The sequence below is a fragment of the Kitasatospora sp. NPDC051164 genome, from assembly GCF_044455625.1.
In the GTDB taxonomy this organism is placed as follows: Bacteria; Actinomycetota; Actinomycetes; order Streptomycetales; family Streptomycetaceae; genus Kitasatospora.
Map to the genome: position 1 here is coordinate 53,769 of NZ_JBITFB010000016.1, position 26,949 is coordinate 80,717.

Annotated in this window: 20 protein-coding genes and 2 tRNA genes; 12 read left to right on the forward strand and 10 right to left on the reverse strand. The window is 72.7% G+C overall.

Translation table 11 applies throughout. The features are described 5' to 3' along the window. Positions 1-57 precede the first annotated feature (57 nt). The 3 genes from ACIBEC_RS24025 to snpA (ACIBEC_RS24035) all read right to left on the reverse strand — a co-directional run bounded on the left by ACIBEC_RS24025 (position 58) and on the right by snpA (ACIBEC_RS24035) (position 2,475). Entirely contained in the window at positions 58-717 is a 660-nt protein-coding gene (locus ACIBEC_RS24025; RefSeq protein ID WP_360497108.1) for a pentapeptide repeat-containing protein, read from the reverse strand. 163 nt (positions 718-880) lie between these two features. Next, on the reverse strand, positions 881-1,504 hold the full coding sequence (gene snpA / locus ACIBEC_RS24030) for a snapalysin (RefSeq protein WP_360497105.1): 624 nt from the start codon (positions 1,502-1,504) through the stop codon (positions 881-883). A 302-nt stretch (positions 1,505-1,806) separates the two neighbouring features. Next, positions 1,807-2,475, reverse strand: a complete 669-nt coding sequence (gene snpA, locus ACIBEC_RS24035; RefSeq protein WP_360497102.1) for a snapalysin — start codon at positions 2,473-2,475, stop codon at positions 1,807-1,809. Positions 2,476-2,804: 329 nt separating this feature from the next. Between snpA (ACIBEC_RS24035) and ACIBEC_RS24040 the strand changes: the two genes are divergently transcribed. Beyond that, positions 2,805-3,779: a LysR family transcriptional regulator gene (locus ACIBEC_RS24040; RefSeq protein ID WP_360497099.1), complete on the forward strand. Its 975-nt coding sequence runs from the start codon at positions 2,805-2,807 to the stop codon at positions 3,777-3,779. Between the two features lie 58 nt (positions 3,780-3,837). Here ACIBEC_RS24040 and ACIBEC_RS24045 read toward each other — a convergent pair whose 3' ends face one another. Both ACIBEC_RS24045 and ACIBEC_RS24050 read right to left on the reverse strand, forming a co-directional pair. Beyond that, complete coding sequence (locus ACIBEC_RS24045; protein WP_360497096.1) at positions 3,838-5,052, reverse strand: low temperature requirement protein A; 1,215 nt, start codon at positions 5,050-5,052, stop codon at positions 3,838-3,840. A gap of 529 nt (positions 5,053-5,581) precedes the next feature. Further along, positions 5,582-7,285 carry an ABC transporter family substrate-binding protein gene (locus ACIBEC_RS24050; protein ID WP_360497093.1) on the reverse strand — a complete coding sequence of 568 codons (1,704 nt, stop codon included), beginning with the start codon at positions 7,283-7,285 and terminating at the stop codon, positions 5,582-5,584. 334 nt (positions 7,286-7,619) lie between these two features. On the opposite strand from ACIBEC_RS24050, the gene ACIBEC_RS24055 reads away from it, so the two are divergent. The 4 genes from ACIBEC_RS24055 (at position 7,620) to ACIBEC_RS24070 (ending at position 11,896) form a co-directional block, all read left to right on the forward strand. Then, entirely contained in the window at positions 7,620-8,600 is a 981-nt protein-coding gene (locus ACIBEC_RS24055; protein WP_360497090.1) for an ABC transporter permease, read from the forward strand. 16 nt (positions 8,601-8,616) lie between these two features. Beyond that, positions 8,617-9,657 carry an ABC transporter permease gene (locus ACIBEC_RS24060; protein WP_360497087.1) on the forward strand — a complete coding sequence of 347 codons (1,041 nt, stop codon included), beginning with the start codon at positions 8,617-8,619 and terminating at the stop codon, positions 9,655-9,657. Further along, on the forward strand, positions 9,654-11,762 hold the full coding sequence (locus ACIBEC_RS24065; protein WP_360497084.1) for an ABC transporter ATP-binding protein: 2,109 nt from the start codon (positions 9,654-9,656) through the stop codon (positions 11,760-11,762). Before ACIBEC_RS24060 ends, ACIBEC_RS24065 begins: the two co-directional genes overlap by 4 nt. A 60-nt stretch (positions 11,763-11,822) precedes the next feature. Beyond that, a tRNA-Lys gene (locus ACIBEC_RS24070) sits at positions 11,823-11,896 on the forward strand. 143 nt (positions 11,897-12,039) lie between these two features. Here the strand turns inward: ACIBEC_RS24070 and ACIBEC_RS24075 are convergent. Together ACIBEC_RS24075 and ACIBEC_RS24080 are read right to left on the reverse strand one after the other, a co-directional pair. Continuing rightward, the gene (locus ACIBEC_RS24075; RefSeq protein ID WP_360497081.1) at positions 12,040-12,993 is read right to left on the reverse strand and encodes an alpha/beta hydrolase; all 954 of its coding nucleotides are present in this window, start codon (positions 12,991-12,993) and stop codon (positions 12,040-12,042) included. Next, entirely contained in the window at positions 12,990-13,790 is an 801-nt protein-coding gene (locus tag ACIBEC_RS24080) for a DUF998 domain-containing protein (RefSeq protein ID WP_360497078.1), read from the reverse strand. Before ACIBEC_RS24080 ends, ACIBEC_RS24075 begins: the two co-directional genes overlap by 4 nt. A 123-nt stretch (positions 13,791-13,913) precedes the next feature. Between ACIBEC_RS24080 and ACIBEC_RS24085 the strand changes: the two genes are divergently transcribed. The 3 genes from ACIBEC_RS24085 (at position 13,914) to ACIBEC_RS24095 (ending at position 17,937) form a co-directional block, all read left to right on the forward strand. Continuing rightward, a tRNA-Lys gene (locus tag ACIBEC_RS24085) sits at positions 13,914-13,987 on the forward strand. 238 nt (positions 13,988-14,225) lie between these two features. Beyond that, complete coding sequence (locus ACIBEC_RS24090; RefSeq protein ID WP_360497076.1) at positions 14,226-16,691, forward strand: transglycosylase domain-containing protein; 2,466 nt, start codon at positions 14,226-14,228, stop codon at positions 16,689-16,691. A gap of 151 nt (positions 16,692-16,842) precedes the next feature. Continuing rightward, complete coding sequence (locus ACIBEC_RS24095) at positions 16,843-17,937, forward strand: DMT family transporter (RefSeq protein ID WP_360497073.1); 1,095 nt, start codon at positions 16,843-16,845, stop codon at positions 17,935-17,937. On the opposite strand, the gene lepB is transcribed toward ACIBEC_RS24095, so the two are convergent. Further along, positions 17,900-18,766, reverse strand: a complete 867-nt coding sequence (gene lepB / locus ACIBEC_RS24100) for a signal peptidase I (protein ID WP_360497071.1) — start codon at positions 18,764-18,766, stop codon at positions 17,900-17,902. The genes ACIBEC_RS24095 and lepB overlap by 38 nt on opposite strands. A 234-nt stretch (positions 18,767-19,000) precedes the next feature. Continuing rightward, complete coding sequence (locus ACIBEC_RS24105) at positions 19,001-19,336, reverse strand: chorismate mutase (RefSeq protein WP_030060240.1); 336 nt, start codon at positions 19,334-19,336, stop codon at positions 19,001-19,003. Between the two features lie 295 nt (positions 19,337-19,631). Between ACIBEC_RS24105 and ACIBEC_RS24110 the strand changes: the two genes are divergently transcribed. Both ACIBEC_RS24110 and ACIBEC_RS24115 read left to right on the forward strand, forming a co-directional pair. Beyond that, complete coding sequence (locus ACIBEC_RS24110; protein ID WP_360497067.1) at positions 19,632-20,057, forward strand: OsmC family protein; 426 nt, start codon at positions 19,632-19,634, stop codon at positions 20,055-20,057. 386 nt (positions 20,058-20,443) lie between these two features. Further along, positions 20,444-22,489 (forward strand): EAL domain-containing protein, encoded by a 2,046-nt coding sequence (locus ACIBEC_RS24115; protein ID WP_360497064.1) that lies wholly within the window; start codon positions 20,444-20,446, stop codon positions 22,487-22,489. 48 nt (positions 22,490-22,537) lie between these two features. Here the strand turns inward: ACIBEC_RS24115 and ACIBEC_RS24120 are convergent, their stop codons facing one another. Next, positions 22,538-23,641 carry an LLM class flavin-dependent oxidoreductase gene (locus ACIBEC_RS24120; protein ID WP_360497061.1) on the reverse strand — a complete coding sequence of 368 codons (1,104 nt, stop codon included), beginning with the start codon at positions 23,639-23,641 and terminating at the stop codon, positions 22,538-22,540. Between the two features lie 629 nt (positions 23,642-24,270). On the opposite strand from ACIBEC_RS24120, the gene ACIBEC_RS24125 reads away from it, so the two are divergent. Beyond that, a complete protein-coding gene (locus tag ACIBEC_RS24125; RefSeq protein ID WP_360497257.1) occupies positions 24,271-24,861 on the forward strand; it encodes a VTT domain-containing protein in 591 nt (196 codons plus the stop codon). A gap of 377 nt (positions 24,862-25,238) precedes the next feature. Next, positions 25,239-26,516, forward strand: coding sequence for a hypothetical protein (locus tag ACIBEC_RS24130; RefSeq protein WP_360497058.1), 1,278 nt, complete (start codon positions 25,239-25,241; stop codon positions 26,514-26,516). Positions 26,517-26,949: the final 433 nt, after the last annotated feature.

The following is a 26,949-nucleotide window of genomic DNA, read 5'->3' on the forward strand; positions in this document are numbered from 1 at the left end:
CGACGCCGGGCTGAACGCACGACGGAAACGCCGGGGAGGGACGGAGGCGGCCCGCCGTCAGCGGTCCTTCACGTCGATGCCCAGCGCCTTCGCGAACTGGGGCGCCAGCTCCAGCAACTGGGTGGAGCTGATGACCGCGCCGCGCAGCCCCTGGTGGCCGTCGGCCAGCCCGAGCCGGACGGCGCCGCGCAGGTCGGTCTTGCTCAGCGTGGCCCCGCGCAGCCGGACCTCCTCCAGCGTCGAGCCGGGGAAGGACACCCCCGTCAGCTTCGCCTCGCCGAAGTCCACGTCGCGCAGCAGACAGTCCTCGAAGACGACGTCCCGCAGCACGGCCGCCCGCAGGTTGACCGCCTCCAGCTTGCAGCCGCGGAACACGACCCGGCGCAGCGCCGAGCCGTACCCGGCGACCCCGGCCAGCACACCGCCGACGAACGCGCTGTCCTGCCACTCGGAGTCACTGAGGTCGCAGGCCACCCAGCGGCCGGCCTGCACCCAGACCTCGTTGAACCGGGCCTGGCGCAGCTTGACCCCGCTGAGCGCGACACCGGTGAAGGCGCACTCCAGGAAGGCCGCCCCGGCGCCCGACTCGTCCGTGTGCTCGCCGCCGTCGAAGTGCGCGGTGTCGTACCGCTCGTCGCTGCGCAGCGGGCCGGCGTGCAGGCGCAGCAGTTCGGCGTACGGAAGGTCGTCGAGCCGGTCGGGGACGGAACGGGACATGGCGGCACCTTGCGGTCGGGGGCGTACGGTCTCGCCGCATGCTCGCACGCGGCACCGACAACGCCCCGCAGCGACCAGGCCCTTGAGTGACCGATCCCGGAACCCACGGCGGAGACCCCGGACCGGCCGCGAGGGGCGGCCGGTCCGGGGTCTGTCGGGAGCGTCAGCCGCGCGCCCAGAGGGAGTTGACGCGGCTGCGCTCGGTGCCGTTCGGGTAGGGGTTGGTGCAGGACGTGCCGGGGCCGCCGCCCGACATCAGCTCGCTGCACGGGCCGGAGTAGTGGTCCGGCAGGCCGAGCACGTGCCCGGTCTCGTGGGCGGTCACCCGCACCGAGTTGTACTGCCGGTTCTGCTGGTAGTCGAGGAAGATGTAGCCGCTGCCGTGCCCGTCGGTGCTGGCGTACGAGCCCCGGCTGTCGTTGCCCTCGTAGTAGCGGAAGTCGGCGGCCGAGCCGGACCGCAGCTGGACGTTGCCGACCGAGCTGTTCCAGATCTGCGCGGCCTGGGATATCTGGTTGCGGAAGGTCGGGGCCGAACTGGCGTCGTAGGTGACCACGACGGTCGCCAGGCCCGGGTTGGCGGCCTGCTTGGCCTTCGCGGAGGCCATCACGGCCTGGTAGAAGGCCTGGTTGTCCGCGGACTCGGTGGCCGAACCGGCGTACGTCGAGGCGGTGTAGCCCTGCACGGCCGGGGCGGCCGGGGCCGCGGCCGCGGCGGTGGTGGGCAGCACGGCGAGGCCGGCCGCGAGGGCGAGGCCGAGGGTGGCGGACAGCACGGATCGCTTCATGTGGGGGCTCCGATTCCTGTGGTGCCGTGGCCGGTTGGGGGCCGGCCCGGGGGGACACCTGGTCAACGGGTGATGTCCCCAGAGCTTCGGGCAGCCCGGCGGGCGGGCGGATGATGTCAATCCGCGATAGCTCCGTGCAATACCCCTGGGCTCTCGCCGATTCGAGCTGCCTTTCCCTGGCCTTGACCCAACCGTTCCCCTGGCATTCCGTTCGGGCGGCGGCTAGGCTCCGAGGCGGGGAAGTACCCAGAGCGGCGGGCCGCTCGATTCCGGCCGAGCGGCCCGTCGCGCCCCGAACTCGGCTACCGGACAGCCTGGTCGGCCGCCGCGAGACCGTTCGCCCAGAGGTAGTCGACCTGGCCGCGCTCGTTGGCGTCGGGGTACGGGTTGGTGCAGGAGGGGCCGGGTCCGCCGCCCGACATCAGCTCGCTGCACGGGCCGGAGTAGTCGTCGGGCAGGCCGAGTACGTGCCCGGTCTCGTGGGTGGTGACGCGCACCGAGTCGTACTCCTGGTTCTGCTGGTAGTCGAGGAAGACGTAGCCGTGGCCGTGCCCGTCGGTGCTGGCGTACGAGCCCTGGCTGTCGCTGCCCTCGTAGTACGAGAAGTCGCCGTTGCCACCGGCCTCCTGGAGCCGCACGTTGCGCACGGAGCCGTTCCAGATCTGCGCGGCGGTGGCGATCTGGCTGGTGAAGGACGGGGCGTTGGCGGTGTCGTAGGTGACGGTGACGGTCTGCAGCCACGGGTTGGCGGCCCGCTTGGCCTTGACCGAGGCCACCACGGCCCGGAAGAAGGCCCGGTTGTTCGCGGCCTCCGCGGCCGAACCGGCGTACGTCGCCGGGGTGTAGCCCTGAACGGCGTGGGCGGCCGGGGCGGCGGGCGCCGCCGGCGCGGCGACGGCGGTGGCGGGCAGGGTCGCGAGGCCGGCCGCGAGGGCGAGGCCCAGGGCGGCGGACAGCACGGATCGCTTCATGTGGGGGCTCCGAATGCACGGTGCGCGGCCTCGCCGGAGCCGGTGGGGGCCGGGCAACGGCGGCGGCGCACGGTGGGGGCCGCCTCGGCCGGTGGCCGGGGCGGGTTGCTGCCCCCGAGCTTCGACCCGCCCGGGCCTGTCGCGGATGATGTCAACCGGCGATAGCACCGCCGCATACCGGCGGGGTGCCGCCGTGCGGTCTGCCGTACGGTCCGTCACGCGGCCTGCCGTGCGGTTTGGCGTGCGAACCGCCCGGCGGGCCGCCGACGGGCCTTTGATTGCCTGTCATGTCCTTGGCGAGATGGCTCGATGGCGTCTATGCTCCCGACGTGGAGCTCGACGTGAGACACCTCCGGGTGCTGTGCGCCATCGCCGACACCGGCAGCCTCCGCAAGGCCGCGCTCCAGCTCGGCATGACCCAGCCCTCCCTCACCACCCAGCTGCACCGCATCGAACGGGCCATCGGCGGCACCCTGTTCACCCGCGAGCAGACCGGCAGCCGGCCCACCGCGCTCGGCCACTCGGTGCTCTCCCGGGCCCGGCCGGTGATCACCGAGATGGCCGCGCTGGTGGCCGCCGCCCGACAGGAGGCCCGCGACGCGACCGGCCCCGGCCGGCAGCGGCGGCTGCGCATCGGCAGCGTCGGCAGCCGGGCGGTCGCGGCCTGGCTGCGCCGGGTGCACGACCGGCTGCCCGACACCGACACCACCATCCACGTCGACGTCTCGGCCAGCGCGCTGCTGCGGATGGTCGCCGCCGACCAGCTGGACGTGGCCTTCGTGCACGAGAGCGAGGGCTTCCCGCTGCGGGTGCCGCCGGACGCCGAGCAGCGGGTGCTGATGGCCCGCGAGCCGCAGTACGTCGAGCTGGCCGCCGGGCACCCGGCCGCCGCCCGCCCGGTCGTCCGCCTCGCCGAACTCGCCGAGGACACCTGGATGGTCGACCCGACCGCCGACCACGAGTACGCGGCGATGCGCCGGGTGTTCAGCGAAGCCGGGCTCAACCCCCGGGTGCTGCAGGTACGGGACAACGCCACCGCCGCCGAGCTGGTCGCCTCGGGCGAGGCCGTCCGCCCCTGCCAGCCGACCGCCCCGCCCGGGCCCGGCACGGTCGTCCGCCCGGTGCACGGGGACCCGCTGGCCGTCCGGCTGCTGTTCACCTGGCGCCCGCGCGCGCTCAGCCCACCCGCACTGGACGCGTTGTACGGCGAACTGCGCGCCGCCTACCTGGATCTGGCCAAGGTCAACCCGGCCTACCTCGCCTGGCTGGCACGACACGAACCGGTCCTGCTGGGGCGGTCCTAGGCAACGCCCCGGACCTCTGGGGCGGTCCTGGGCAATGCCCCGAATCCCTGGGGCAGCCCTAGGCAGCGCCCCGGACCCGTCCCTCCCGACTGTGGATCAGCACGCCCACCGTCACCATCAGCGCGCAGACCAGGCCCGCCGCCAGCACCCCGGAGCCGCCGAGCGCGGTGCAGGCCAGCACCAGCGCGGCCCCGACCGGCGCCACCGCCTGGGCGACGATGCCGCGCTTGGTGTGCCGGGAGTGCAGGAACCAGACCGTGACCAGGTAGACCGCGGTCGGTACGGTGACCGTCGCAGTGGCGGCGGTCTCGGAGATCTCCGCCTTGTGCACGGCCGACTCCACCGCCACCTCCAGCCCGGCGCCGATCGCCGCCGCCGAACCGAACACCAGGTAGTGCCCGTACCCCCAGGCGAAGGCCTGCCGGTTGGAGCGCAGGTGCTCGTGGACCGGCCGGGCGAAGTAGATCCACCAGGCGGCGAAGCAGATCAGCAGACCGCCGATCGCCACCGGCACCAGCCGGCCCAGCTCCTCGTGCTCGTCCACCGCCGACTGCACCGCGACGGTCGCCGCCGCCACCGTCTCGCCGAGCACGATCAGGGTGAACAGCCCGTACCGCTCGGAGATGTGGTGCGGGTGCCAGGAGGTCTGCATCCGCAGCTCCGCGATCACCGGCACGGCCAACTCGCACAGCACACCGACCGGGATGACGTACGGGCGCGCACCGTGCGGCAGGAACAGCAGCACCGTCCAGCCGACCTGGCAGATCGCGATCCCCACCGCGTACCGCACCGCGACCCGGCGCGCCTCGCCCTGCTCGCCGGCTGCGGCGCGCAGCCACTGGGTCACCATCGCGAGACGCATCACCACGTACCCGGTGATCGCCAGCACCAGGTCCTGGGTGGCGAACAGCCGCGGCACCCCGGCCGCGAGGATCAGGACCCCGGCGATCTGCACCAGCGTGGTGACCCGGTACGGCACGTCGTCGCAGTCGTACGCGGAGGCGAACCAGGTGAAGTTCATCCAGGCCCACCAAATCGCAAAAAAAGCCAGCGCGTAGCCGCGCAGCCCCTCGCCGTAGTGCCCGGCCGCGAGGGAGTGGGCCAGTTCGCGCCCGGCCTGGCCGACCGCGACCACGAAGCAGAGGTCGAAGAAGAGTTCCAGCGGGGTGGCGACCCGGTGCGGCTCGTCGCGGTCGCGCGGGATCATCCGGCGCACCGGCGGCGGGTCGACGTGGTGCGCGCGGGGCACCGCGGCGGCGGGTTCGCTGGCCATCGAAGCTGCTCCGGGGGCGGGAGGGGCGGGTCGTCCCGCGCATCCTGGCAGCGCCCCGGGCCCGGCGCACGCACCGGCGCGGACCGTACGCCAGGCAGGGCGCCGGGCGGTGCGAAGGGCACGGCGCAGGGCGGCGCGAAGGGCAGGGCCCAGGGCAGGGCGCCGGTACGGCAGCCTGGGGCGCCCCCCGGGCGCGGTGACCCCGAATGTCCCTTTTTTCCTTTCCGTCAGCCCCAGTTGACGCTCCGGTGCGCGAACCGGGTGACAGCGCGGCGGGTTTCCGGGCGCGCCCCGCGCGCTGCGCCGTGCGGGACCGGAGCGCCGCTAGATTCATCCCCGGTCGGAAAAGCGCGGGCCCTGCGGGGCTCCATGACACGGGCGGTCTGCGGGCAACGCGGAAGGTCAAGGCCGGTGGCGGGACAGCGGGGGCGGCAGAACCGACCTTCCCGTGTCCGCACCACCGGCCTCGTGATCACCGCGCTGCTCGCCAGCGCCTGCCGTGCGGCCCGCCTCGCCGTGTCCGCGACGGCTACTTCTCCCAGCCGACCTTGCTGTAGTCCTCCCCCGCCAGCCCGAAGGCACCGTAGTTGGCGAGGCCCTTGCGCACCGCCAACACGACCGGCCGCTGGTAGAGCTCGACGGTGTGGCCGAGCTCCCAGATCTTCGCGTCCGCCTGGTTGTAGAGCTTCGCGGCCTCCGCCGGGTCGACCGTCCCGGCCGCCTTCTTCAGTAGGTCGTCGATCTCCGGGGTGCCCAGGCGTGAGGGGTTCTCGAAGCTGTTGTCGCCCACCGGCAGGCGGAAGTTCGACAGACTCTTGGACAGCGGGAACGAGTCGGTGTTGCGCCAGCTCGCGATCTCGAACTTGCCCGGGTTCACGTACTTGGTGAAGAAGTCGTTGGACGGCACCTTGTCCAGGGCGACCTTGACCCCGGCCGCCTGCCACATCGCGGCCGCCGCGGTGGCCAGGTCGAGCTGGGCCTGCGGGGTGGCGTCGTTGATCACCCAGTGCAGCTCCAGCGGCTGCCCGTCCTTGGTGCGCGGCTGGCCGCTGCCGGCCTCCTTCCAACCGGCGTCGTCCAGCAGCTTCTTGGCGGCGGCCTGGTCGAACTTGGCCCACTCGCCTGAGTTGTCCTGGTAGCCGCTCTGGTTGGGCATGAAGACGTGGTTGCCGAGCGGCTTGAACTCGACCGGCACCCCGTTGTTGGCGATCTTGATCAGCGCCGAACGGTCGAGCGCCTTGCCGAGCGCCTGGCGGACCCGCTGGTCCGCCAGCGCGCCGCCCCCGCCGAAGGAGATGTGCACCTCGTCCCACGGGCTGGCCGCGCGGATCACGGTGTCCTTGGCGTCCTTGAGCTGCCCGTACGCGGTGGCGGTGCCGGCGGTGGCCAGGTCTATCTCGTTGTTGAGGTAGGCCTGGGTGGTCGCGGACTGGGACATCACCCGGAAGGTCAGCCGGTCCAGCTTGGGCTTGGTGCCCCACCAGGCCGGGTCCGGGACGAGGGTGAGGGTCTGCGCGGTCTTGTCCGCGACGCCGACCTTGAGGGAGCCCGCGGTGATCGGGATCTTCTCCACCCAGCCCTTGTTGAAGTCGTCCGGGGTGGAGATCCCGGCGGCCGGGATCAGCGGGCGGAACAGGTTCTGCCAGTCCGCGTACGGCTCGGAGAAGGTCACCTTCACCTCGCTCGGGTCGGCGCCCTGCTCGACGGCCGAGATCCGCTCGTACCCGGACGAGTCGGAGATGTTGTACGCGGCGTCCTTGCCGTTGCTGGCCTGCCAGTCCGCCTTGAAGTCCTGGTAACCGAGCGGCTTGCCGTCGGACCACTTGGCCTTGGGGTTGAGCTTGTAGGTGATCACCTGCGGCGAGGTCGAGGTGACCTTCGCCTCCACCAGGTAGTCGAGGTTGGGCTGGAAGGTGCCCGAGGCGTCCGTGTTGAAGAGCGACGGCTCCAGCGTGCGCATGATCGAGATCGCGTCGCCGTAGGTGCCGTCCACCTGGAACGGGTTCCACTGGGTGATCCACTGGTAGAGCGGGAGCCGCACCTCGCCGCCGTCCTTGACCTGGTCCAGCGGCTTGGCGTTGATGTCCTGGGAGTCCTGTCTCGGCGGCTCGCTCTTGGCCACGCCGTCGCCCGAACCGCTCCCGCCCGAGGTGCACGCGGTGACCGCCAGCGCGACGGCGACGGCGAGCGCGGCCGTCCTGCCGAGACGGCGGGCCGTAGTGGAAGCGTCCATGAGGTCCCCCTGGGTGAGTTCTGCGATGCGGGAGTTGTGCCGCGCGAGGTGTGACAAGGCTTGAGCATGGGCACTCAAACCGGCACCGAGCCAGAGGAACGTAACAGCGGATCAGATCCGCCACCAGGGGGAGGAGCGAACGCCTGATCCAAACGTCACAGGCGGCAATACCACCGCAACACCACCGCCGTCCCCGGGTGTTTCACTCTGACCTGCACGTTCCCAACTCACCTGCCACTCCTGCCACCTGACGCCCGGACCGGGCCCCGACCGAAGGCCACCATCCGATGCCCACCAGACGCGTCGGCCCCGCCCCCACCCCGGGCGGCCGTTGATGCTCAGCTACCTGGCGAAGCGGCTGAGCTACTACGCGGTGCTGCTGATCGCCGCCGTCTTCCTGGCCTACGCGATCTCCGCGACAGCCCTGCAGCCGCGCACCTACTTCGAGGCCAAGCTGCCTCGCCCGTCCGCCGAATCGGTCGAACGCCAGCTCACCGCGCTCAACCTGAACGACCACACCCCGGTGGTCGAGCGCTTCGGCCACTGGGCCGGCGGGCTGCTCCACGGCGATCTCGGCCGGACCATCCACGACACCCCGGTCACCGACGACTTCGGCCGGCGGGTCTGGGTCTCCCTGCGGCTGCTGCTGATCGGCAGCCTGCTCGGCATCGTCCTCGGCATCGCCGTCGGGGCGTGGAGCGCCGTCCGCCAGTACCGGATCTCCGACCGGCTGCTGACCGTGCTGTCCTTCGTGCTGCTCTCCACGCCGGTCTTCCTGGTCGCGCTGTTCCTCAAGAACGGCGCCATCGCCGCCAAGGACGCGGCCGGCCACGAGGTGATCCCGTTCACCGGCTACGAGACCCCCGGACTGGCCGGCGGCCTCGGCACCCACCTCGCCGACTGGGCGCTGCACCTGCTGCTGCCGACCATCTCGCTGGCCCTCGGCGGCCTCGCCACCTACAGCCGCTACCAGCGCGGCACCATGCTCGACGTGCTCGGCTCCGACTACCTGCGCACCGCCGAGGCCAAGGGCCTCACCCGCGGCCGGGCGCTGCTGAAGCACGGGCTGCGCACCGCCGTGATCCCGATGTCGACCATGTTCGCCTACAGCTTCCTGGGCATCTTCACCGGCGCGATCTTCACCGAGACGATCTTCGGTTGGCACGGCATGGGCGAGTGGCTGATCCAGTCGATCAACGAACAGGACGTCAACTCGGTGGTGGCGATCAACCTGTTCACCGCGGTCGTCGTCCTCGCCTCCGGCTTCCTCGCCGACACCCTGCACGCCGCCCTCGATCCGCGCGTGCGGTCCTGACCGGAGGAGACCCGAGATGACCACCCTCTCCGTCGAACCGGCCGAGCCCACCGAACCCACAGGGCCCACGGCCCTCACGGCACCCGCGGCTTCGGTCGGCGCGCCCCGGGCGAGCGGCCGCGGACGGCTCGTCCTGGCCCGGCTGCTCGCCGCCCGCGGGGCCCTCGCCGGGGCCGTCATCGTGCTGCTGCTGTTCGCGCTCGCCTTCGGCGGGCCGTACCTCACGCCCTGGCACTACGCCACCCCCGACTTCTCCGCGCTGCACCAACCCCCCTCCGCCGACCACTGGTTCGGCACCAACGGGGTCGGTCAGGACGTGTTCGCGCAGACCGTCCGCGGGTTGCAGAAGTCGCTGATCATCGGCCTGCTGGTGGCGCTCTTCTCCACCGTGCTGGCGTCCGTGGTCGGCGCCTGCGCCGGCTACTTCGGCGGCTGGGCGGACCGGGCGCTGATGTTCGTGGTGGACCTGCTGCTGGTCTTCCCCGCCTTCCTGGTCATCACCGTCGTCTCGTCCCGGCTGAACAGTGCCGGCTGGATCGCCTTCGTCCTGCTGCTCGCGCTGTTCAACTGGATGATCACCGCCCGGGTGGTCCGCTCGATGACCATCTCCCTGCGCGAGCGCGAATTCGTCCGCGCCGCACGGTTCATGGGCGTGCGACCGCTGCGGATCATCAGCCGGCACATCCTGCCGAACGTCGCCTCCTTCCTCATCATCGACGCCACCATCGCGGTCGGCGGCGCCGTGATGAGCGAGACCGCGCTCTCCTACTTCGGCTTCGGGGTCAAGGCGCCGGACGTCTCGCTCGGCACCCTGCTCGCCGCCGGGACCAGCGAGGCCCCGGTGTTCCCCTGGCTGTTCTACTTCGCCGCCGGGCTGCTGGTGCTGTTCGTTCTCGCCGTCAACCTGATCGGGGACGGGCTGCGCGACGCCCTCGACCCCACCTCCGGCACCGCGCCCCGCCGCTCTCCCCTTTCCCGCCGTTCCGGCCGTTCCGGCCGTTCCGCCGACAGCCGTCGTTCCGTCAGCAGCCTTCGTTCCCGTAGGAAGCACCCGTGACCACCACCGTCGAAACCCCGCTGCTCGCCGTCCGGGACCTGCGGGTCGACTTCGCCGGGCCGCACGGCCCGGTCCCCGCCGTCCGCGGGGTGGACCTCACCCTGCGGCGCGGCGAGACCCTCGGCATCGTCGGCGAGTCCGGCTCGGGCAAGTCCGTCACCGCCCTCTCCGTGCTCGGGCTGCTGCCCGGGACGGCCCAGGTCAGCGGATCGGTGCGGCTGGACGGACGGGAGCTGGTCGGGCTGCCGGGCAGGGAGCTCGCGGCGATCCGCGGCCGCCGGGTCGCCATGGTCTTCCAGGACCCGCTCTCCGCCTTCACCCCGGTCTACCGGATCGGCGACCAGATCGCCGAGGCGGTCCGCATCCACCAGCGGGTGGACAAGGCCACCGCGCGGCGCCGGGCCGCCGAACTCCTCGACCTGGTCGGCATCCCGGCGCCCGACCGGGCCCTGGACAGCTTCCCGCACGAGTTCTCCGGCGGCATGCGCCAGCGCGCGATGATCGCCATGGCCGTCGCCAACGAGCCCGACATCCTGCTCGCCGACGAGCCCACCACCGCACTCGACGTCACCATCCAGGCCCAGGTGCTGGACGTGCTGCGCACCGCCCGCCGGGAGACCGGCGCCGCGCTCGTCCTGGTCAGCCACGACCTCGGGGTGATCGCCGGAACGGCCGACCGGGTCGCGGTGATGTACGCGGGGCGGGTGGTCGAGACGGCCGCCGTGGACGAGCTGTTCGCGGCCCCGCACCACCCGTACTCGCTCGGGCTGATCGGCGCGCTGCCCCGGCTCGACGGGCGCGGCGGTCCGCTGGTGCCGATCCCCGGCGCCCCGGCGCCGATGGCCGAGCTGCCGCCGGGCTGCCCGTTCACGGCGCGCTGCCCGCTGGCGGAGGAGGAGTGCTCGACAGCGGAACCCGTCCTGGAGGCCGTCCCCGGGCCGGCTTCGGAGGGTGCGGACGAACACCTGTCGGCGTGCGTGCGGTCGGCGGAGCTCGCCGAGCGGCGGCCCGCGCCGTCCGAGGTCTACCCCGTGCCGGAGCTGCCCGCCGCCTCCGCTCCCGGTGACCGCGCCGACCTGGCGCCGGTACTGGCGGTGAGCGGCCTCGGCAAAACGTTTCCGCTACGCAAGGGCACGGTGTTCAAGCGCAAGGTCGGCGAGGTGTACGCGGTGGACGGCGTCGACCTCGACCTGCGCGAGGGCGAGACCCTCGGCCTGGTCGGGGAGTCCGGCTCCGGCAAGTCCACCACCCTGTTCGAACTGCTGCGGCTCGGCGCCCCGGAGACCGGCCGGATCGAACTGCTCGGCCATGACACCGCGAAGCTGACCCGGGCCGAAGTCCACCGGCTCCGCGCCGAACTGCAGATCGTCTTCCAGGACCCGATGGCCAGCCTCGACCCCCGGATGCCGATCGGCGACATCGTCGCGGAACCCCTGCTCGCCCAGCACACCCCCCGCGCGGAGATCGCCCGCCGGGTGCCCGAACTGCTCCGCCAGGTCGGCCTCGACCCCGACCACGCCGTCCGCTACCCGCACCAGTTCTCCGGCGGGCAGCGCCAGCGCGTCTCGATCGCCCGGGCGCTCGCCGTCCGCCCCAAACTGCTGGTGCTGGACGAACCGGTCTCCGCACTGGACGTCTCCATCCAGGCCGGGGTGCTCAACCTGCTGCAGGCGCTCAAGGCGGAGCTCGGGCTCTCCTACCTGTTCGTCTCGCACGACCTCTCGGTGATCCGGCACCTCGCCGACCGGGTCAGCGTGATGTACCTCGGCCGGACGGTCGAGCAGGGCGAGGTCTCCGCCGTCTTCGACCGCCCCCGTCACCCGTACACCCGCGCCCTGCTCTCCGCCGTCCCGCTCCCCGACCCCGCCGCCGAGCGCGCCCGCGACCGCATCCTGCTCGCCGGCGACCCGCCCTCCCCCACCGAGCGCCGCACCGGCTGCCCCTTCCGCACCCGCTGCCCGCGCTACGCCGGGCTCACGGCCCCGGCGGACCGGGCCCGCTGCGAGCAGGAACGGCCGGCGCTGACCGGCAGCGCGCCGGGGGCGGACCACCAGGCGGCCTGCCACCACCCGGAGCCGCCACCTGCGGATCATCACAAAGAGTGATCACTCGAATACGATTCGGCGGATCGGCCCGGCGCCGTGTAATGTCTTCGACGTCAGCACGCGCCGCTAGCTCAGTTGGTTAGAGCAGCTGACTCTTAATCAGCGGGTCCGGGGTTCGAGTCCCTGGCGGCGCACATGGCAAGGTCTCAGGCCGTCCACTCCGGTGGGCGGCCTGAGGCGTTTCCGGAGCGGGTGGACCTTCCCACCATGACCGGGACGGCCCGGTTGGAACGCCGACTGCACCGGGGCCCGAGGGCGAGCCGATCCGCCCGGGGCCTCAGCTCGTGTCGAGTACGGCCGAGGCCACCGCGTCCGGGCGGTCGAACATCACCAGGTGCCCGGCCGGAGCCGTAGTGCGGAAGTCGGCGCCGAGCAGCGCCGCGAGTTCCCGCTGCTCGGCCAGCCAGGCCTCGGTGCGGCGGGTCCGGCAGCCGTCGTCGGCGGCCAGCACGGTGACAGGCAGCTCCTCGGGCAGCGGCCGGGTGCGCCGCAGCCCGTCCAGCTCGGCCGCCACGTCGAGGTAGCGCGCGTTCTCCCGCAGCAGCGCGCGCAGGGCCCGGCCGGTGCCGTAGCAGTGCCGGACCAGCGGTGCCGGGGCGAGGTCCTCGCGGCGGACGGTGGACAGCCGGGCCGCCATCCGGCGGGCGGTCGGGCCCAGCAGGTACGGCACGGCGAGGGCGGTGGCGGCGCCGGCCGCCGCCCGGGCCGCCAGGTCGCGCGCGCCGGGCGCCGGGTACGGCCGGGCCGCCGGTTCAACGCTGCCGTCGACCAGGACCAGCCCGGCGGTCCGCTCCGGGTGCAGCCGGGCGAAGGCCTCGACGTGGAAACCGGCGAGCGAGTGGCCGACGACGGTGCAGGGCTCGCGCAGCCCGAGGCCATCCAGCACCGCCCGGATCCGCCCGGCCTCGCCGGCCGCCGTCGGGGCGGGCCGCCCGGTGGCGGGCTCGGCGGCGCTCAGCCCGTAACCGGGCCGGTCGAAGCGGACCACGGTGCGGTACGTGGTGAGGAAGGGGACGACGAGGTCCCAGTCGAACCAGCTGCTGCCGAGGCCGCCGCTGAGCAGGCAGACCGGGCCGCTGCCCTCAATGCGGACGTGCAGCGGGACACCGTCGATCCGCAGGAAGCACGCCCGGGTGCCGGGGTCGTCGGGCCGGCGGGGGTCGCCGGGGGTGTGCGGGCCTCCGGGGGTGTGGGGGCCTCCGGGGGTGCCGGGCTCGCCGGGTGCGGTCATGTCGGCCTCCGTTCCGGGAGCGGCCCGGCCTGGTGACGCTGCTCCCCTGGCCCGTCCCGCCGGGTGGACCGGGCGGACGTGGTGAACCGGGCGACGCCCACCGCCAGAACGGCCAGCCAGAGCGCGACCAGCAACACCTGTAGCCGCTGGCCGGCCCCGAGCGCCCAGGTGCCGCGCCCGGCCTGGAAGGCGGCGATCGCGGCGAGGCTCCAGCCGGTGGCGAGCAGTTCGGCGCCCAGCAGCCAGGGTCCGAGCCGGCGCACCGGCGGCCACCAGCCGTAACGGCGGGCGGCGACGGTGAGCGCGACCAGCGCGGTGAGCGCCCCGAGCATCGCGAGGCTGCTGGTGACGGCGTGCGCGGTGTGGGTCGCGGGGACGAGCCCGGCGGTCTCGCGGGCCGCGCACATCTCGTCGCTGGTGGGGGTGCAGCTGAGCGGCAGCCGGGAGTCGGCGGCGGTCGCGGCGCCGAACAGGGCCAGGGCGGACCAGCCGACGAGCGCCCAGCGGCCGCGCCGGGAATCCCCGGCCCGCCCGGTGGCAGGGCCGCCGGTGAGGCCGCTCACGAGGGCGGTGCCGGCGGCGGCGAGCAGGCAGAGCCCGGCGGCCAGGTCGGTGGCCCGGAACAGGCCGCCCAGCGGCTGGTCCTCGGCGGCGAGTTCGCTGACGTACGCCTGCACCGGGTCGAGGCCGGTACTCGGCATGACCTCCAGCACCCAGGCGGTGTACGCCACGGCGCTGAGCAGCAGGGCGGCGACCGTGGTCCGCGCGGTGCGCTGTCCTGGCTGGGGGCTGGGCACGGTTCCACCCTAACCAGCGGCGAACTCCAGCCCAACCGGACGGAAAGGGACGGATCGGTCGCCGGTCGACCGGGGCGGTTCGAGGCACCCCTCGAGACCGTGTATTGTTTTCCAGGTCAGCAGGCGCCGCTAGCTCAGTTGGTTAGAGCAGCTGACTCTTAATCAGCGGGTCCGGGGTTCGAGTCCCTGGCGGCGCACAGACATTGGGGAGCCTCTCGCACTGCGAGGGGCTCCCCGATTTTTTGGCCTTCGACGTCCGATTTGTGTGTGATGTCGGTCTCGATCGCCGATCCGACGGAGCCATCGGGCCCGTCCCGCTCGTCCAGGGCAGTAGAACCGGAATCGGGACAAAGGTCCCCACCGCCGATGCCCCCACCCGCCGATGCCCCACGCCCGTGCAGGCTGCTTCGGTCCGCCCGCAGGAAAGGCCGCGCTTTGTCCCGAAACGCCCAGAGCGGCCGTCGCACGCCGTCGATCAGTCTCCGGCCGGTCAAGCGGTTCAAGCGCCCCACCGGCGCGGCCGGTCTCGCCGGCGTGTCCGGTGTCGCCGGCGGGTCCGGCGGGTCCGGCGGGTCCGGCGGCAGGAAGCCGCGCCGTCCGAAGCGCACCGGCTGGCGTCGGCTGGTACCCACCTGGCGGATGACCCTGCTCGGCTTCGCCTCGGCGCTGCTGCTCGGCATCGGCCTGTTCGTGCTGGGGATCACGCTGGTGAAGGTCCCGGACGCGCACGCCGCCGCGACCGCGCAGAGCAACACCTGGCTCTACTCGGACGGTTCGGTGATCACCCGCACCGGCCAGACCAACCGGCAGAACGTCACCCTGGACAAGGTCTCCCCCGCCGCCCAGCACGCCGCGCTGGCCGCCGAGGACCGCAACTTCTACAACGAGGGCGCGGTCAACATCCAGGGCCTGGTCCGGGCCGCGGTCAACACCGCCCAGGGCCAGGGCACCCAGGGCGGTTCCACCATCACCCAGCAGTACGTGAAGAACACGTACCTGAGCCAGAAGCAGTCGGTCACCCGCAAGGTGAAGGAACTCTTCATCGCCATCAAGGTGGACGCCACCGAGAGCAAGGACGACATCCTCTCCGGTTACCTGAACACCTCGTACTACGGCCGCGGCGCCTACGGCATCCAGGCCGCCGCCCAGGCCTACTTCGGCGTCGACGCCTCCGCGCTCTCCCCTGCGCAGGGCGCCTACCTGGCCACCCTGCTGAACGCGCCGAGCGCCTACGACGTGGCCACCGCCACCGAGGCGGGCAAGCAGAACGCCGTCAACCGCTGGAACTACGTGCTCGACGGCATGGTCAAGGAGGGCTGGCTCCCCGGCGAGGAGCGGGCCAAGACCACCTTCCCGGACGTCCGGGACCCGCAGCCGAACCCGGGCCTGTCCGGCCAGGCCGGCTACCTGGTGAACGCGGCCACCCAGTACCTGACCTCGAACGGGGCCATCAGCGAGACCGAGCTGGCCAAGGGCGGCTACACGATCAAGCTGAGCATCGACCCCGGCCGCCAGCAGGCCATGCAGGACTCCGTCCAGGCGCAGCTGCGCGACACCCTGAACCCGGACAAGCGGAAGAAGGACGCGGCCGCCCAGGCCGGCGCCGTCTCGGTGGACCCGAAGACCGGTGCCATCGTCGCCCTGTACGGCGGCGTCGACTACGTGAAGCACTACGTGGACAACGCGACCCGGCGCGACTACCAGGCCGGTTCGACCTTCAAGGCGATCGCCTTGGCCGCCGCCTTCGAGAACGGCGCCAAGACCCAGGACGGCCGCACCGTCACCCCGCACACGGTCTACGACGGCACCAGCGGCCGGAAGGTCCGCGGCGGCAAGGGCACCCCGTACGCGCCGCCGAACGAGGGTGACAAGAGCTACGGCCAGATCACCCTGCAGCAGGCCACCGACTGGTCGGTCAACTCGGCGTTCGCGCAGCTCGCGCAGGACACCGGGCTGCAGAAGGTCCGGGACACCGGCATCGCGCTGGGCCTGCCCGGCACCACCCCGGGCCTCGACCCGGTCCCCTCCATCCCGCTGGGCGCGGCCACCCCGAGCGTGCTCGACATGGCCGGCGTGTACGCCACGCTGGACAACGGCGGCAAGCAGATCACCCCGTGGCTGGTGCAGTCGGTGGACCGCGACGGCGAGGCCGTGTCGCTGCCCGCGCACAAGACCACCCAGGCGGTCAGCGCGGACACCGCCAACCAGGTCACCTCGATGCTCCAGGGCGTGGTGAACGACCCGGGCGGCACCGGCTGGCGGGCCAAGTCGCTCGGCCGCCCGGTGGCGGGCAAGACCGGCACCACCGACGACCAGAAGTCCGTCTGGTTCGTCGGCTACACCCCCGAGCTGGTCACCTCGGTCGCACTGTTCGGCCAGGACCCGGTCACCGGCGCCCAGGTCAGCCTGAGCGGCGTCGGCGGGATCGACGGCGCGGCGGGCGGCCAGTACCCGGCGCAGATCTGGACCGGCTACATGAAGGCCGCGCTCAAGGGCCAGCCGGTCAGCGACTTCCCGACCCCCGCCGACGGCGGCGACTCCTCGGGCGCCACCGACCTGCCGACCAGCCCGAGCACGCCGAGCGGCACCCCGTCGACGGGCGCCCCCACCGGCGGTCCGAGCAGCGGCGCCACCACCCCGCCCGGCGACGGGTCGGGCTCCGGCCCGACGTCGCCGTCGGACGGCACCGGCGGCGGGGCCACCACGGCACCGACGGCTCCCGCGACCACCCAGCCGACCACCCAACCCACCTCCCGGCCGACCGGGCGACCCACCACGCGGCCGACTCCGACCACCCAGCCGACCACGGACCCGACCTCGCAGCCGACCACCCAGCCCACGGGCGCGGCGGGCGCTCTCACGGGGGCCGGGGCGGGGACCTTGTCGCAGTCCGGGGGCTGACCTGCGGGGAGGCCGTTGACCAGCCGATCGGCGCGGTTGGTCGGCTGGGTTGGTCGGCCCGGTGATTGCGCCACTGCGCACAGTTCAGTGCAGGACCAAATGCCGAAATGGCGCCTTACCGAAGTATCGGTATGACTGTCACAATGCGGCGGTGCACAGATCAACGGCCCCGTCCACCCTCCCTTCGGGCAGAACCCTCGGCCTCAGCCTCGCGCTGATCTCCGCCTTCGCCTTCGGCGGCTCCGGTACGGCGGCCAAGCCGCTGATCGAGGCCGGTCTCTCCCCGCTGCACGTGGTGTGGCTGCGGGTCACCGGCGCCGCCGTGGCCCTCCTCCCGATCGCCTACCGGCACCGCGACGCCGTACTGCGCCGCCCCGGCCTGCTGCTCGGCTTCGGCCTGCTCGCCGTGGCGGGCGTCCAGGCCTGCTACTTCGCGGCGATCTCCCGCATCCCGGTCGGCGTCGCCCTGCTCATCGAGTACCTCGGGCCGCCGCTGCTGATCGGCTACGTCAAGTTCGTCCAGCGCAAGCCGATCAGCCGGGGCGCGGCCATCGGCGCCGGCGTCGCAGTGGCCGGCCTGGCCTGCGTGGTCGAGGTCTGGAACGGCCTGAGCTTCGACGCCCTGGGCGTGCTGTTCGCCCTCGGCGCGGCCTGCTGCCAGGTCGGCTACTTCGTGCTCGCCGACGCCGGCCGCCACGGCGAGCGCCCGGTCGACCCGCTGGCCGTCAGCGCGTACGGGCTGCTCATCGGCGCCGTCCTGCTCACCGCCGTCACCCGGCCCTGGCAGGCCGACTGGAGCCCGCTCGGCGGCGACGTGGTGATGAACGGGCACACCCTGCCCGCGTTCGTCCCCGCCGTGTGGATGGTCCTGATCGCGACCGTGCTCGCCTACCTGACCGGCGTGATCTCCGTCGGGTACCTCTCGCCGCCGGTCGCCGGAGTGGTGGCCAACCTGGAGGCCGTGGTCGCCACCGTGCTGGCCTGGGTACTGCTCGGCGAACACCTGGGGCTGCCGCAGATCGCGGGCGGTCTGCTGGTGCTGGCCGGGGCCTTCGCGGCTCAGGCGAGCACGTCGGGAGCGGAGGAGAAGGTCGGGGTCGCGGTGGACGCGGATCCCGTCCGCGACGGCTCCGACGGGCTTCGCGACGGGTCCGACGGGGCCCGCGACGGCCACGGCGCCCGGGAGCGGGTGGCCGCCGAGCGCGCGGTCAGCGGCCGGTCCAGCCGAACCAGTCGAGGTGATTGATCGGCCACACGACGCCCGCCACCGGGCCGACCACGTTGCTCACCGGCACGGCGCCGCCACCGGGGCCGCGCTGGTGGTAGCGGGAGTCGGCCGAGTCGCTGCGGTGGTCGCCCTCGACCCAGACGTAGCCCGCGGGCACCTTCACCGGACCGAAGTCCAGGCCCGCGCAGGAGTCGTCGCCGGCGTGCAGGTACGGCTCGTCCACCTTCCGCCCGTCGACGCTCAGGGTGGTGCCCTCGCACTGCACGGTCTGGCCGCCGGTCGCGATGACCCGCTTGACCAGGTAGTTGTCGTCCTTCGGCGGCACGAGCCCGACGAAGCTGAGCGCCGAGCTCACCGTCTTGGTGAACGGGTTCGGGTCGGTGGGCTGCGGCGGCAGCCAGCCACCCGGGTCCTTGAAGACCACCGGCTGCCCCGGCTCCGGCTCCCAGCCGGTCAACGGCGCCAGCTTGTTCACGCCGACCCGGTCACCGATCCGCAGGGTGTTCTCCATCGAGCCTGACGGGATGGAGAACACCTGGAACAGGCAGGTCTTGATCAGCAGCGCGACCGCCAGGCCGACCACGACCATCGCCGGCAGCTCGATCCACCACGGCCGGGGACGGCGACCCGACCGGCCTGTACGGCCTGTACGGCCCGTCCCGTTCGGGCGGGTGGCTCGGCGCCCACCCGAACCGCGGGCCCGACGGCGGGCCTCGGCGCGACCGCCGGGTGCCTGGTGAGCGTGCGGGGCGTACGGGGCGTCCTGGGCGTGCGGGGCGTGCGGGGCGTGCTGGGTGGCGGAATCGTCGGGAGCTCCGCTGGGCGTTGCGGGCAGGTTCACCGCCATCGTCGCTGCTCCACCTCTCCGGCTGGGGAAACCTGCACGCTACGCCAACCATGGAGCCTGGCGAAATCGGGCATTTAGCCGTCACCGACATCGCCGGGTGCCCGTGCCGCGTTCCGAAAGTGCCCCAGGAGTGCGACCGGGAAGGCTCCGAGATCGCTCCGGAACCGTATCCAGGGGCCCTCCGGACTGGGCTCCCCTTCCCTCCGGCTCCCCCTCAGGCGCGCGGCTCCCCCTTCAGGCGCGGGCGATGGCCTCGTGGTGCCGGATGACCTCGGCGATGATGAAATTCAGGAACTTCTCAGCGAAGACCGGGTCGAGCTTCGCCCCGGCGGCCAGTTCGCGGAGCCGCTTGATCTGGTCCCGCTCGCGCGCCGGGTCGGCCGGCGGCAGCTTGTGCTCGGCCTTGAGCCGGCCGACCCGCTGGGTCGCCTTGAACCGCTCGGCCAGCATGTGGACCACCGCGGCGTCGATGTTGTCGATGCTCTCGCGCAGGCTGGTCAGCTCAGCCCGTACGGCGTCGTCGATCCCCTCGGACAGGCCGGCGTCGGGGGTCGTGGAGTGGTCCGTCATCGGGGCGGCTCCCGGTGTCTGCTGGGTGGGCGCCCGACCGTACGCCGGCCGGGCTCGGGCCCGGGCAAATCTAACAGGGCCCCGCTCGGGCCCCGCACCGTTGAGCTGATCCGTCCACGATCCGGACAGCCGGCGGTGCCCACGGGACCCCGTCGGCACCCGGCGCCACCAGGGCCGTCGGGCGTCGTCCGGCGCGGCGTGACACGCCGGGCCGGGCAGCGGGTTGCCCGTAGGCTGGTGCGTGCATGACCGGAAGCGACCGTTGAGCAGTCCCCCAGTAATGGAGGTACCGATCGTGGCAACCACCCGCACCGCTCGTACGGCCTGGGAGGGCAACCTCCTCCAGGGAAAGGGCCAGACGACCTTCGTCTCGTCCGGGATCGGCACGTATCCGGTGTCCTGGCCGGCCCGCGCCGAGCAGGCCAACGGGAAGACCAGCCCTGAGGAGCTCATCGCCGCCGCCCACTCGGCCTGCTTCTCGATGGCCCTCTCGAACGGCCTGTCCGGCGCCGGCACCCCGCCCACCACGCTGGACACCCAGGCCGATGTCACCTTCCAGCCGGGCGAGGGCATCACCGGCATCCACCTGACCGTCACCGGCGACGTGCCCGGCCTGGACGAGGCGGGCTTCGTCAAGGCCGCCGAGGACGCCAAGGCCAACTGCCCGGTCAGCCAGGCCCTGACCGGCACCACCATCACCCTCACGGCGAAGCTGGCCTGACGCCCCGACATCTCTCCACCGCCTCCTCCGCTTCGTCTGCGCCTGCCCCACCCCGGCGCGCAACCGGCGCCCAGGGGCGCGGCTTCGGCGCACGCGCCCCTGGCGCACATCATGAGATGTGCACCGGGGGCGTCCGCACGTACCGACACCCATAATCACAAAGCGGGCGAATCACCCTGGCGGCGGTCACGGCGCGTTGCCGTCGCGGCCTATGATCGGCCGAAGCGCCCTGTCCTTCACGCGGGTCCCCACGCGACAGCGCCCCACGGCGGGCGCACCGCAGCGGACCGACTCCGAGGACCACGACAGGGCGCGGAGCCGGCCGCCGGAGTCCCGACTGACCGGCCGAACCATCGTCAAGCGTCAGCAGCGGACGGGAGCATGCCGTGCCGGGCCAGAACGAGGGGGCCGACGCGCACCACCCGGGCGTGCGGCACGAGGGATCACCACACCACCACCTCGCCGCGCCGGTCCTCGACCCGGCCGCCGGACCGGTCTCCGGTTCCGCCGCTGGGCTGGTCGCCGGTTCCACTACCGCCCTCGGCGCCTGCGGGACGCTGGAGGAGCCCGAGGTGCTGCTCTGCCCCACCTGCTCGGCACCGCTCACCGACGGCACACACCGGGGCGCCACCGGCGGGACCGACCGGTTGCTGGCCGCGCTACGGGCCAGCGAGTCCCGGTTCCGGGCCGCCTTCTGCGACGCGGTCATCGGGATGGCCCTGATCGATCCCGAGGACCGGATCATCGAGGTCAACCCCGCCTTCGCCGCCCTGATCGGACGGAGCGTCGGCGAACTGGTCCGCACCCACCTGCACGAGATCATCGACCCGGAGGGCATGCCGGCCCGGCTGTTCCCCGAGCTCGTCGACGGTGAGCGGGAACGGTTCCGCGTGGAGAAGCAGCTCAAGCACCGTGAGGGCCACGAGGTCTGGAGCAAGGTCACCGTCTCGCTGATCCGGGACGGCGCCGGGCAGCCGCTCTACACCCTCGCACTGGTGGAGGACATCACCGAGCAGCGCCGGCTCGGCGACCGTCTGGAGTACCAGGCCCAGCACGACCCGCTGACCCGGCTGCCCAACCGGGCCTACTTCTTCGAACGGCTCGACGCCGCCTGCCTCACGGTGACCGAGGAGCCCACGCGTGGCGCAGCCGCCGACGGGAGCCGCCGGGTCGGTGTCTGCTACCTGGACCTAGACGGCTTCGCGGCGATCAACGAGGCCCTCGGCCACCACATCGGAGACCAGCTGCTGATCGCCGTCGCCGCCCGGCTGCGGCGCGGGCTCGACGGGCACGACACCCACCTGGTGGCCCGGATGGGCGGCGACGAGTTCGCCGTCCTGGTCACCGACAGCCTGGGCAGCGAGCAGCTGACCGAGCTGGCCGCCCGGATCCTGGAGGTGCTGGAACGTCCCTTCGACATCGCCGGGCACCGGCTGGTGATCACCGCCAGCGTCGGCGTGGTCGAGCGCTCCGTGCACGAGACCACCCCGACCGACCTGGTCAAGGACGCCGACGCCACCCTCTACTGGTCCAAGGCCGACGGCCGCGCCCGCTGGACCCTCTACGACCCGGACCGCGGCGCCCACCAGCTCACCCGCCAGCTGCTCGCGACCGCGCTGCGGCCGGCCCTGGAGCGCGGCGAGTTCACCATCGAGTACCAGCCGCTGGTCGGCCTGGCCGACGGCGCCGTGCACGGGGCCGAGGCCCTGGTCCGCTGGCGCCACCCCCGCTACGGGACGCTCTCGCCCGACCGGTTCATCCCGCTCGCCGAGGAGTCCGGCGCGATCGTGCCGCTCGGGAAGTGGGTGCTGGAGGAGTCCTGCCGCCAGGCCCGGCAGTGGCTCACCGAATTCCCGGACACCGAGACCTTCGTGAGCGTCAACCTGGCCGCCCGCCAGATCTGGGACTCCGACGTCGTCGCCGACGTCGCCCGAGCCCTCGAACACACCGGCCTGCCGGCCCGGCTGCTCCAGCTGGAGATCACCGAGAGTGCCCTGCTCGGCCCCGGCGGGCGCCCGCTGCAGGCCCTGCAGGCGCTCGCGGACATGGGGGTGCGGATCGCGATCGACGACTTCGGCACGGGCTACTCCAACCTGGCCTACCTCTCCCGGCTGCCGGTCCACGTGCTGAAACTGGACGGCACCTTCATCGAGGGCTTCCGCGACCCCGCCCCCGCGGACCGCCCCGGCCTCCCCGAGCTCGGTACCCGCCGCAGCGACGCCGACGAGCAGATCGTCGGCGCGATGGTGCAACTGGCCCACGCCCTCGGCCTGACCGTCACCGCCGAGGGCATCGAGAGCGCCGCCCAGGCCGAGCGGCTGCGGCTGACCGGCTGCGACACCGCCCAGGGCTGGTACTTCGCCCGACCGGGCGAGGCCGCGCTGGTCGCGGCCATACTCCGCGAGGGCCGCCCCGCCCTGGACGGGCGGTAGCGGCCGCCGCCGGACGCCTGGCCTCGGTCGGGCCGTACGCCTCCGCGATCAGGCCGTGGCCGTGGCAGTGGCCGTCAGGCCGTACGCCTCGGCGATCAGGCCGTAGGAGCGGAGGCGGGCCTCGTGGCCGTGGATGTGCGAGGTGACCATCAGCTCGTCCACCCCGGTCCGCTTGCGCAGGGCCTCCAGTCCGTCGGCGACCCGGCCCGGGTCGCCGAGCACGACGTTGTCGAGCCAGCTGTCGATGAAGTCCGCCTCAGCCGGGCTGTACGGGTACTGCTCGGCCTCCTCCGGGGTGGGGATCGGGCCCGGATTGCCGCGCCGCAGCCGGAGCATGCCGAGCGCGGCGGAGCGGGCGAGGCGGCGGGCCGAGGGCTCCTCGTCGGCGGCGACGGCGCTCACACCGATCAGCGAGTACGGCTCGGCGAGGACGGCGGAGGGGCGGAAGGACGAGCGGTAGAGGTCCAGGGCCGGGAGGGTGTTGGCGCTGCTGAAGTGGTGGGCGAAGGCGAACGGGAGGCCGAGGCGGCCCGCGAGTTGGGCGCTGAAGCCGGAGGAGCCGAGCAGCCAGACCGGCGGGCGGCCCTCGCCCTTGGGCACCGCGGTCAGCCGGGCGTACGGGTGCCCGGCGGGGAAGTCGCCGTCGAGGAAGTGGGTCAGCTCGGCGAGCTGCTGCGGGAAGTCGTCCGCGCCTTCGGCGTTGCCGCGGCGCAGCGCGCGGGCGGTGGCCGGGTCGGTGCCGGGGGCGCGGCCGAGCCCGAGGTCGATGCGTCCGGGGTGCAGGGCTTCCAGCAGGCCGAACTGCTCGGCGATGGCCAGCGGGGCGTGGTTGGGGAGCATCACGCCGCCCGAACCGAGCCGGAGCGTCGTGGTGTTGGCCCCGAGGTGGGCGATCAGGACGGCCGGGGTCGAGCTGGCCACCCCGGGCATGCCGTGGTGCTCGGCCACCCAGAACCGGTGGTAGCCCCACTGCTCGGCCTTGCGGGCCAGGGCGGTGGTGGCCGTCAGGGCCTCGGCCGGCGTGTAGCCGACGCCGACGGTGGCCAGGTCGAGGATCGAGAGCGGAGCGGGCGCCGCGCCGCGGGCGGTGCCCCGGATCGCCGCGCCGGCCGCCGGCTCGGTCCCGTGCTCCTGCTGGTCCTCGGTGGTCATGCCGTCCGCCCTCCTGGCTGTCCTTGAGCCGGCCTTCGTGTGGCGATCGCACGGGTCCGGGTGGGCCCGGCGGTCGCTGCTGCCGACCCGGGTCAACCACGACCGGGGGCTCGCTGTTCCCGGGTGCCGGGTGTCGTTCGGTTCCGGTCCGGACGCGTTTCGGCCATTCCGCTCAGGGCTACCGACCGACCGTTCGACTGACGGAAAGCCATCGGACGGACACGGCTGGCGACTTCACGCCAGCGCCGGAAGTCGCCAGCGCCGGGGCTCGCGACGGCGGCCGGCGTCCGGCAGTCTGGTGATCAGGAGCGGATCGCCGAGCGGGGTCCGCACTCCACCAGCAAGATCGTCGGGCTGGACCAGCTCCGAACGATCACTGCGAGCCCCCGGCGCGGCACCCCGCCCCGGGGGCTCGTTCGATGTGCGGCAGCCTTCCTCCACAGGGGACGCCCCCCTGTGCCACCGGCCCGCGCGTGCGGCCCGGCAGCGCGACCGGCGGCCGGAACCCGCGGTCGTGATCTGCGGCATACCGGGGTGCTTCATGGCATGAAAAATCGAGGCGCTAGCGTTGACCCCTACAGCCACCTGCTCGCTCGGGCGGCGTGGAGGGAGTAAGGGCCTTGAACTTCGTGGCGGCGATCGGATCCTCGTGGATCTGCGCCCTGGCTCTGTTCGCCGTGCTCGGCGACGCCCTCCTCCCCTTCATTCCCAGCGGGACGCTGGTCATCCTGGCCGTGCTCAAGACGGCGCAGATCAACGGGGCCCCGCTGCTGCTCGGCCTGGGCGTGGCAGTGGCCTCCTTCCTGGGCGACGTCCTCCTGCTTCACCTGGCGCGGCGCGGCGCCCCGATGCTGCACCGCCGGCTGGCCCGGCGCCCCAAACTCGCGGCCAGCGTGACCCGGGTCCAGGAGGCCCTGATCGAACGCCCGCACGGCGCCGCCGCCGCCGCGATGGTGGTGATCGCGCGGTTCGTCCCGGCCGGACGGACCGTCCTCGACGTGGCCATCGGCCACTCCCCCGCCCATCCGCACCGCTTCCTGCACTGGTCGGCGCTGGCGGCGCTGATCTGGGCGGCCTACATCGTGACGCTGGGCTGGCTGAACAGCCACTGGTTCAACACCGCCTGGCTGAGCCTCGTGGTCTCCTGCGCGGCGGCCACTGCGATCAGCACCGCGATCGCGCGGATGGTGCGCCGCAACCGGCGGCTTGCCGCGCTCTGACCGGCGCACCCCCGGACGGCCGCCTTCGCCGGACCCCTGCCTTCGGGCCGCTCCGCCCATCAAGGGGCAAAAGTTTTCCCAAAAGGGCGATCAACCGGGCCGAACGCTGACGAACCCCCACTGAACCCGGGCAGACCGGCGGTAGCGTAATGCGCGGGCCGCGAGGAGTGCGAAGCGTCACAGGACGGCAACAGACGCCGAATCCGTGCAGCCCAGCCGCACGCGCCCGACGTGTTGAGAGTCGTCGGAGCTCGGCGACCTTGGAGGCCGTCGCAGCAACATGGCATGCTAACGGCGGAATACTCATCAAATTGCCCGATTTGACCGGTGTGGCCGCGGACCGCCCTCACCACCGGCATCGGCACCCAGGGGAGACCATGACCAGCATCTCGCGCAGGACGGTGCTCAGTGCAACCGCTGCGACCGCAGCCCTCGGCGCGGTCTCGGCCTGCTCCAGCAGCGGATCCGGTTCGGGCCAAGGCTCCACCTCTCCCGGCTCCGGCGGCACGGGTGCCACCCAGGGCGGCAGCACCGGCGGCCCGGCCCCCGTGGTGCCCAAGGGCACCCCGATCGGCGACGGCTCCAACGCCGACACCGGCCCCCAGCCGAACCAGCCCAAGCCCGAGAAGCTCAAGCCGGGCGAGCGGCCGCCGCAGTTCGTGGTGTTCTCCTGGGACGGCGCGGGCGGCACCGACGACGGCCAGTTCCCCCGCTTCCTGAAGCTGGCGGAGCAGTACAAGGCCACGATGACCTTCTTCCTCTCCGGGATCTACGCCCTGCCCAAGGGCAAGGCCGAGCTGTACCACCCGCCGAAGCACTCGGTCGGAGCCTCCGACATCCCGTACCTGTCGGACGGCGCGGTCAAGAGCACACTCAAGCTCATCAGCCAGGCCTGGCTCGCCGGACACGAGATCGGCACCCACTTCAACGGGCACTTCTGCTCCAGCCGCCCGGACAAGAACGGGGTCAACATGTGGACCCCGGAGGACTGGCAGAGCGAGATCGACCAGGCCATCGGCTTCGTCACCCAGTGGCGGACCAACACCGGGTTCACCGACGTCGACCCGCTCCCCTTCGACTACAAGAAGGAGCTCATCGGCGGCCGCACCCCGTGCCTGGAGGGGCAGAAGGCGCTGCTGCCGACCATCGCCAAGCTCGGCTGGAAGTACGACGCCAGCTCCTCGGGCGGTCTTCAGATATGGCCGCAGAAGGTTCAGGACGGCAAGGTGTGGGACTTCCCGCTGCAGTCCATCCCGTTCCCCGGGCACACCTTCCAGGTCCTGTCGATGGACTACAACATCCTGGCCAACCAGTCCAGCGGCAGCACCAAGGGCGACCCGGCCAAGTACAACGACTGGCGCACCCAGGCCGCAAACTCCTACCTCGCGGGCTTCGAGCGCGCGTACAACAGCAACCGCGCGCCGTTCTTCGTCGGCAACCACTTCGAGCAGTGGAACGGCGGCATCTACATGGACGCCGTCGAGCAGGCGCTCAAGGAGATCGCGGGCAAGCCGGACGTCCGGCTGGTCTCCTTCAAGCAGCTCGTCGAGTGGCTGGAGGTGCAGGACCAGTCCACGCTGCGCAAGCTGCGCTCGCTCAACGTCGGGCAGGCGCCGGCGGGCGGCTGGGAGAGCTTCCTCGGCACGGCCGGCTGACGCACCGAGGGGCGGAGGCCCGCTCCCGGCCGGGAAGGGTAGGGCCGGGAGCGGTAGGGCCGGGGGCGGTAGAGCCAGAGGCGGTACGGCCGGCGGGTGTTCGAACCCCGCCGGCCTTCGCCGTTCCCGGGCCGGGCCGGACGGGCCGGGCCGGCCGGCTACCCCGCGGCGGGGGCGTCCGCGAGCAGGCTGCGGACGATGCGGTCGGCACCGGCCTCGCCCCGGAGGATCGCGTAGTGGTTGGTGCCAGAACCCTCGCGCCCGAGCCAACGACCCGATCGCTCTTCGGGGTTGGTCCGGTCGTTCTCATGCCGAATTCGCTGCAATAGCATCAATGCCCGCCACATTGGCCGGGAACCGTGGCATCTTCATGCTTGTGCGGTGAGCATCGCTCGGATTGGTTGCGATCACCGTGACGCTCGGGGAGAGTTGA

Coding starts and splice junctions, on each gene's coding strand:
- ACIBEC_RS24055 (WP_360497090.1), top strand. CDS start 7,620: ATGCTCAGCTACCTGGCGAAGCGGCTGAGCTACTACGCGGTGCTGCTG.
- ACIBEC_RS24060 (WP_360497087.1), top strand. CDS start 8,617: ATGACCACCCTCTCCGTCGAACCGGCCGAGCCCACCGAACCCACAGGG.
- ACIBEC_RS24105 (WP_030060240.1), bottom strand. CDS start 19,336: ATGACGGACCACTCCACGACCCCCGACGCCGGCCTGTCCGAGGGGATC.
- ACIBEC_RS24025 (WP_360497108.1), bottom strand. CDS start 717: ATGTCCCGTTCCGTCCCCGACCGGCTCGACGACCTTCCGTACGCCGAA.
- snpA (WP_360497102.1), bottom strand. CDS start 2,475: ATGAAGCGATCCGTGCTGTCCGCCGCCCTGGGCCTCGCCCTCGCGGCC.
- snpA (WP_360497105.1), bottom strand. CDS start 1,504: ATGAAGCGATCCGTGCTGTCCGCCACCCTCGGCCTCGCCCTCGCGGCC.
- ACIBEC_RS24075 (WP_360497081.1), bottom strand. CDS start 12,993: ATGACCGCACCCGGCGAGCCCGGCACCCCCGGAGGCCCCCACACCCCC.
- ACIBEC_RS24130 (WP_360497058.1), top strand. CDS start 25,239: ATGACCAGCATCTCGCGCAGGACGGTGCTCAGTGCAACCGCTGCGACC.
- ACIBEC_RS24050 (WP_360497093.1), bottom strand. CDS start 7,285: ATGGACGCTTCCACTACGGCCCGCCGTCTCGGCAGGACGGCCGCGCTC.
- ACIBEC_RS24045 (WP_360497096.1), bottom strand. CDS start 5,052: ATGGCCAGCGAACCCGCCGCCGCGGTGCCCCGCGCGCACCACGTCGAC.
- lepB (WP_360497071.1), bottom strand. CDS start 18,766: ATGGCGGTGAACCTGCCCGCAACGCCCAGCGGAGCTCCCGACGATTCC.
- ACIBEC_RS24120 (WP_360497061.1), bottom strand. CDS start 23,641: ATGACCACCGAGGACCAGCAGGAGCACGGGACCGAGCCGGCGGCCGGC.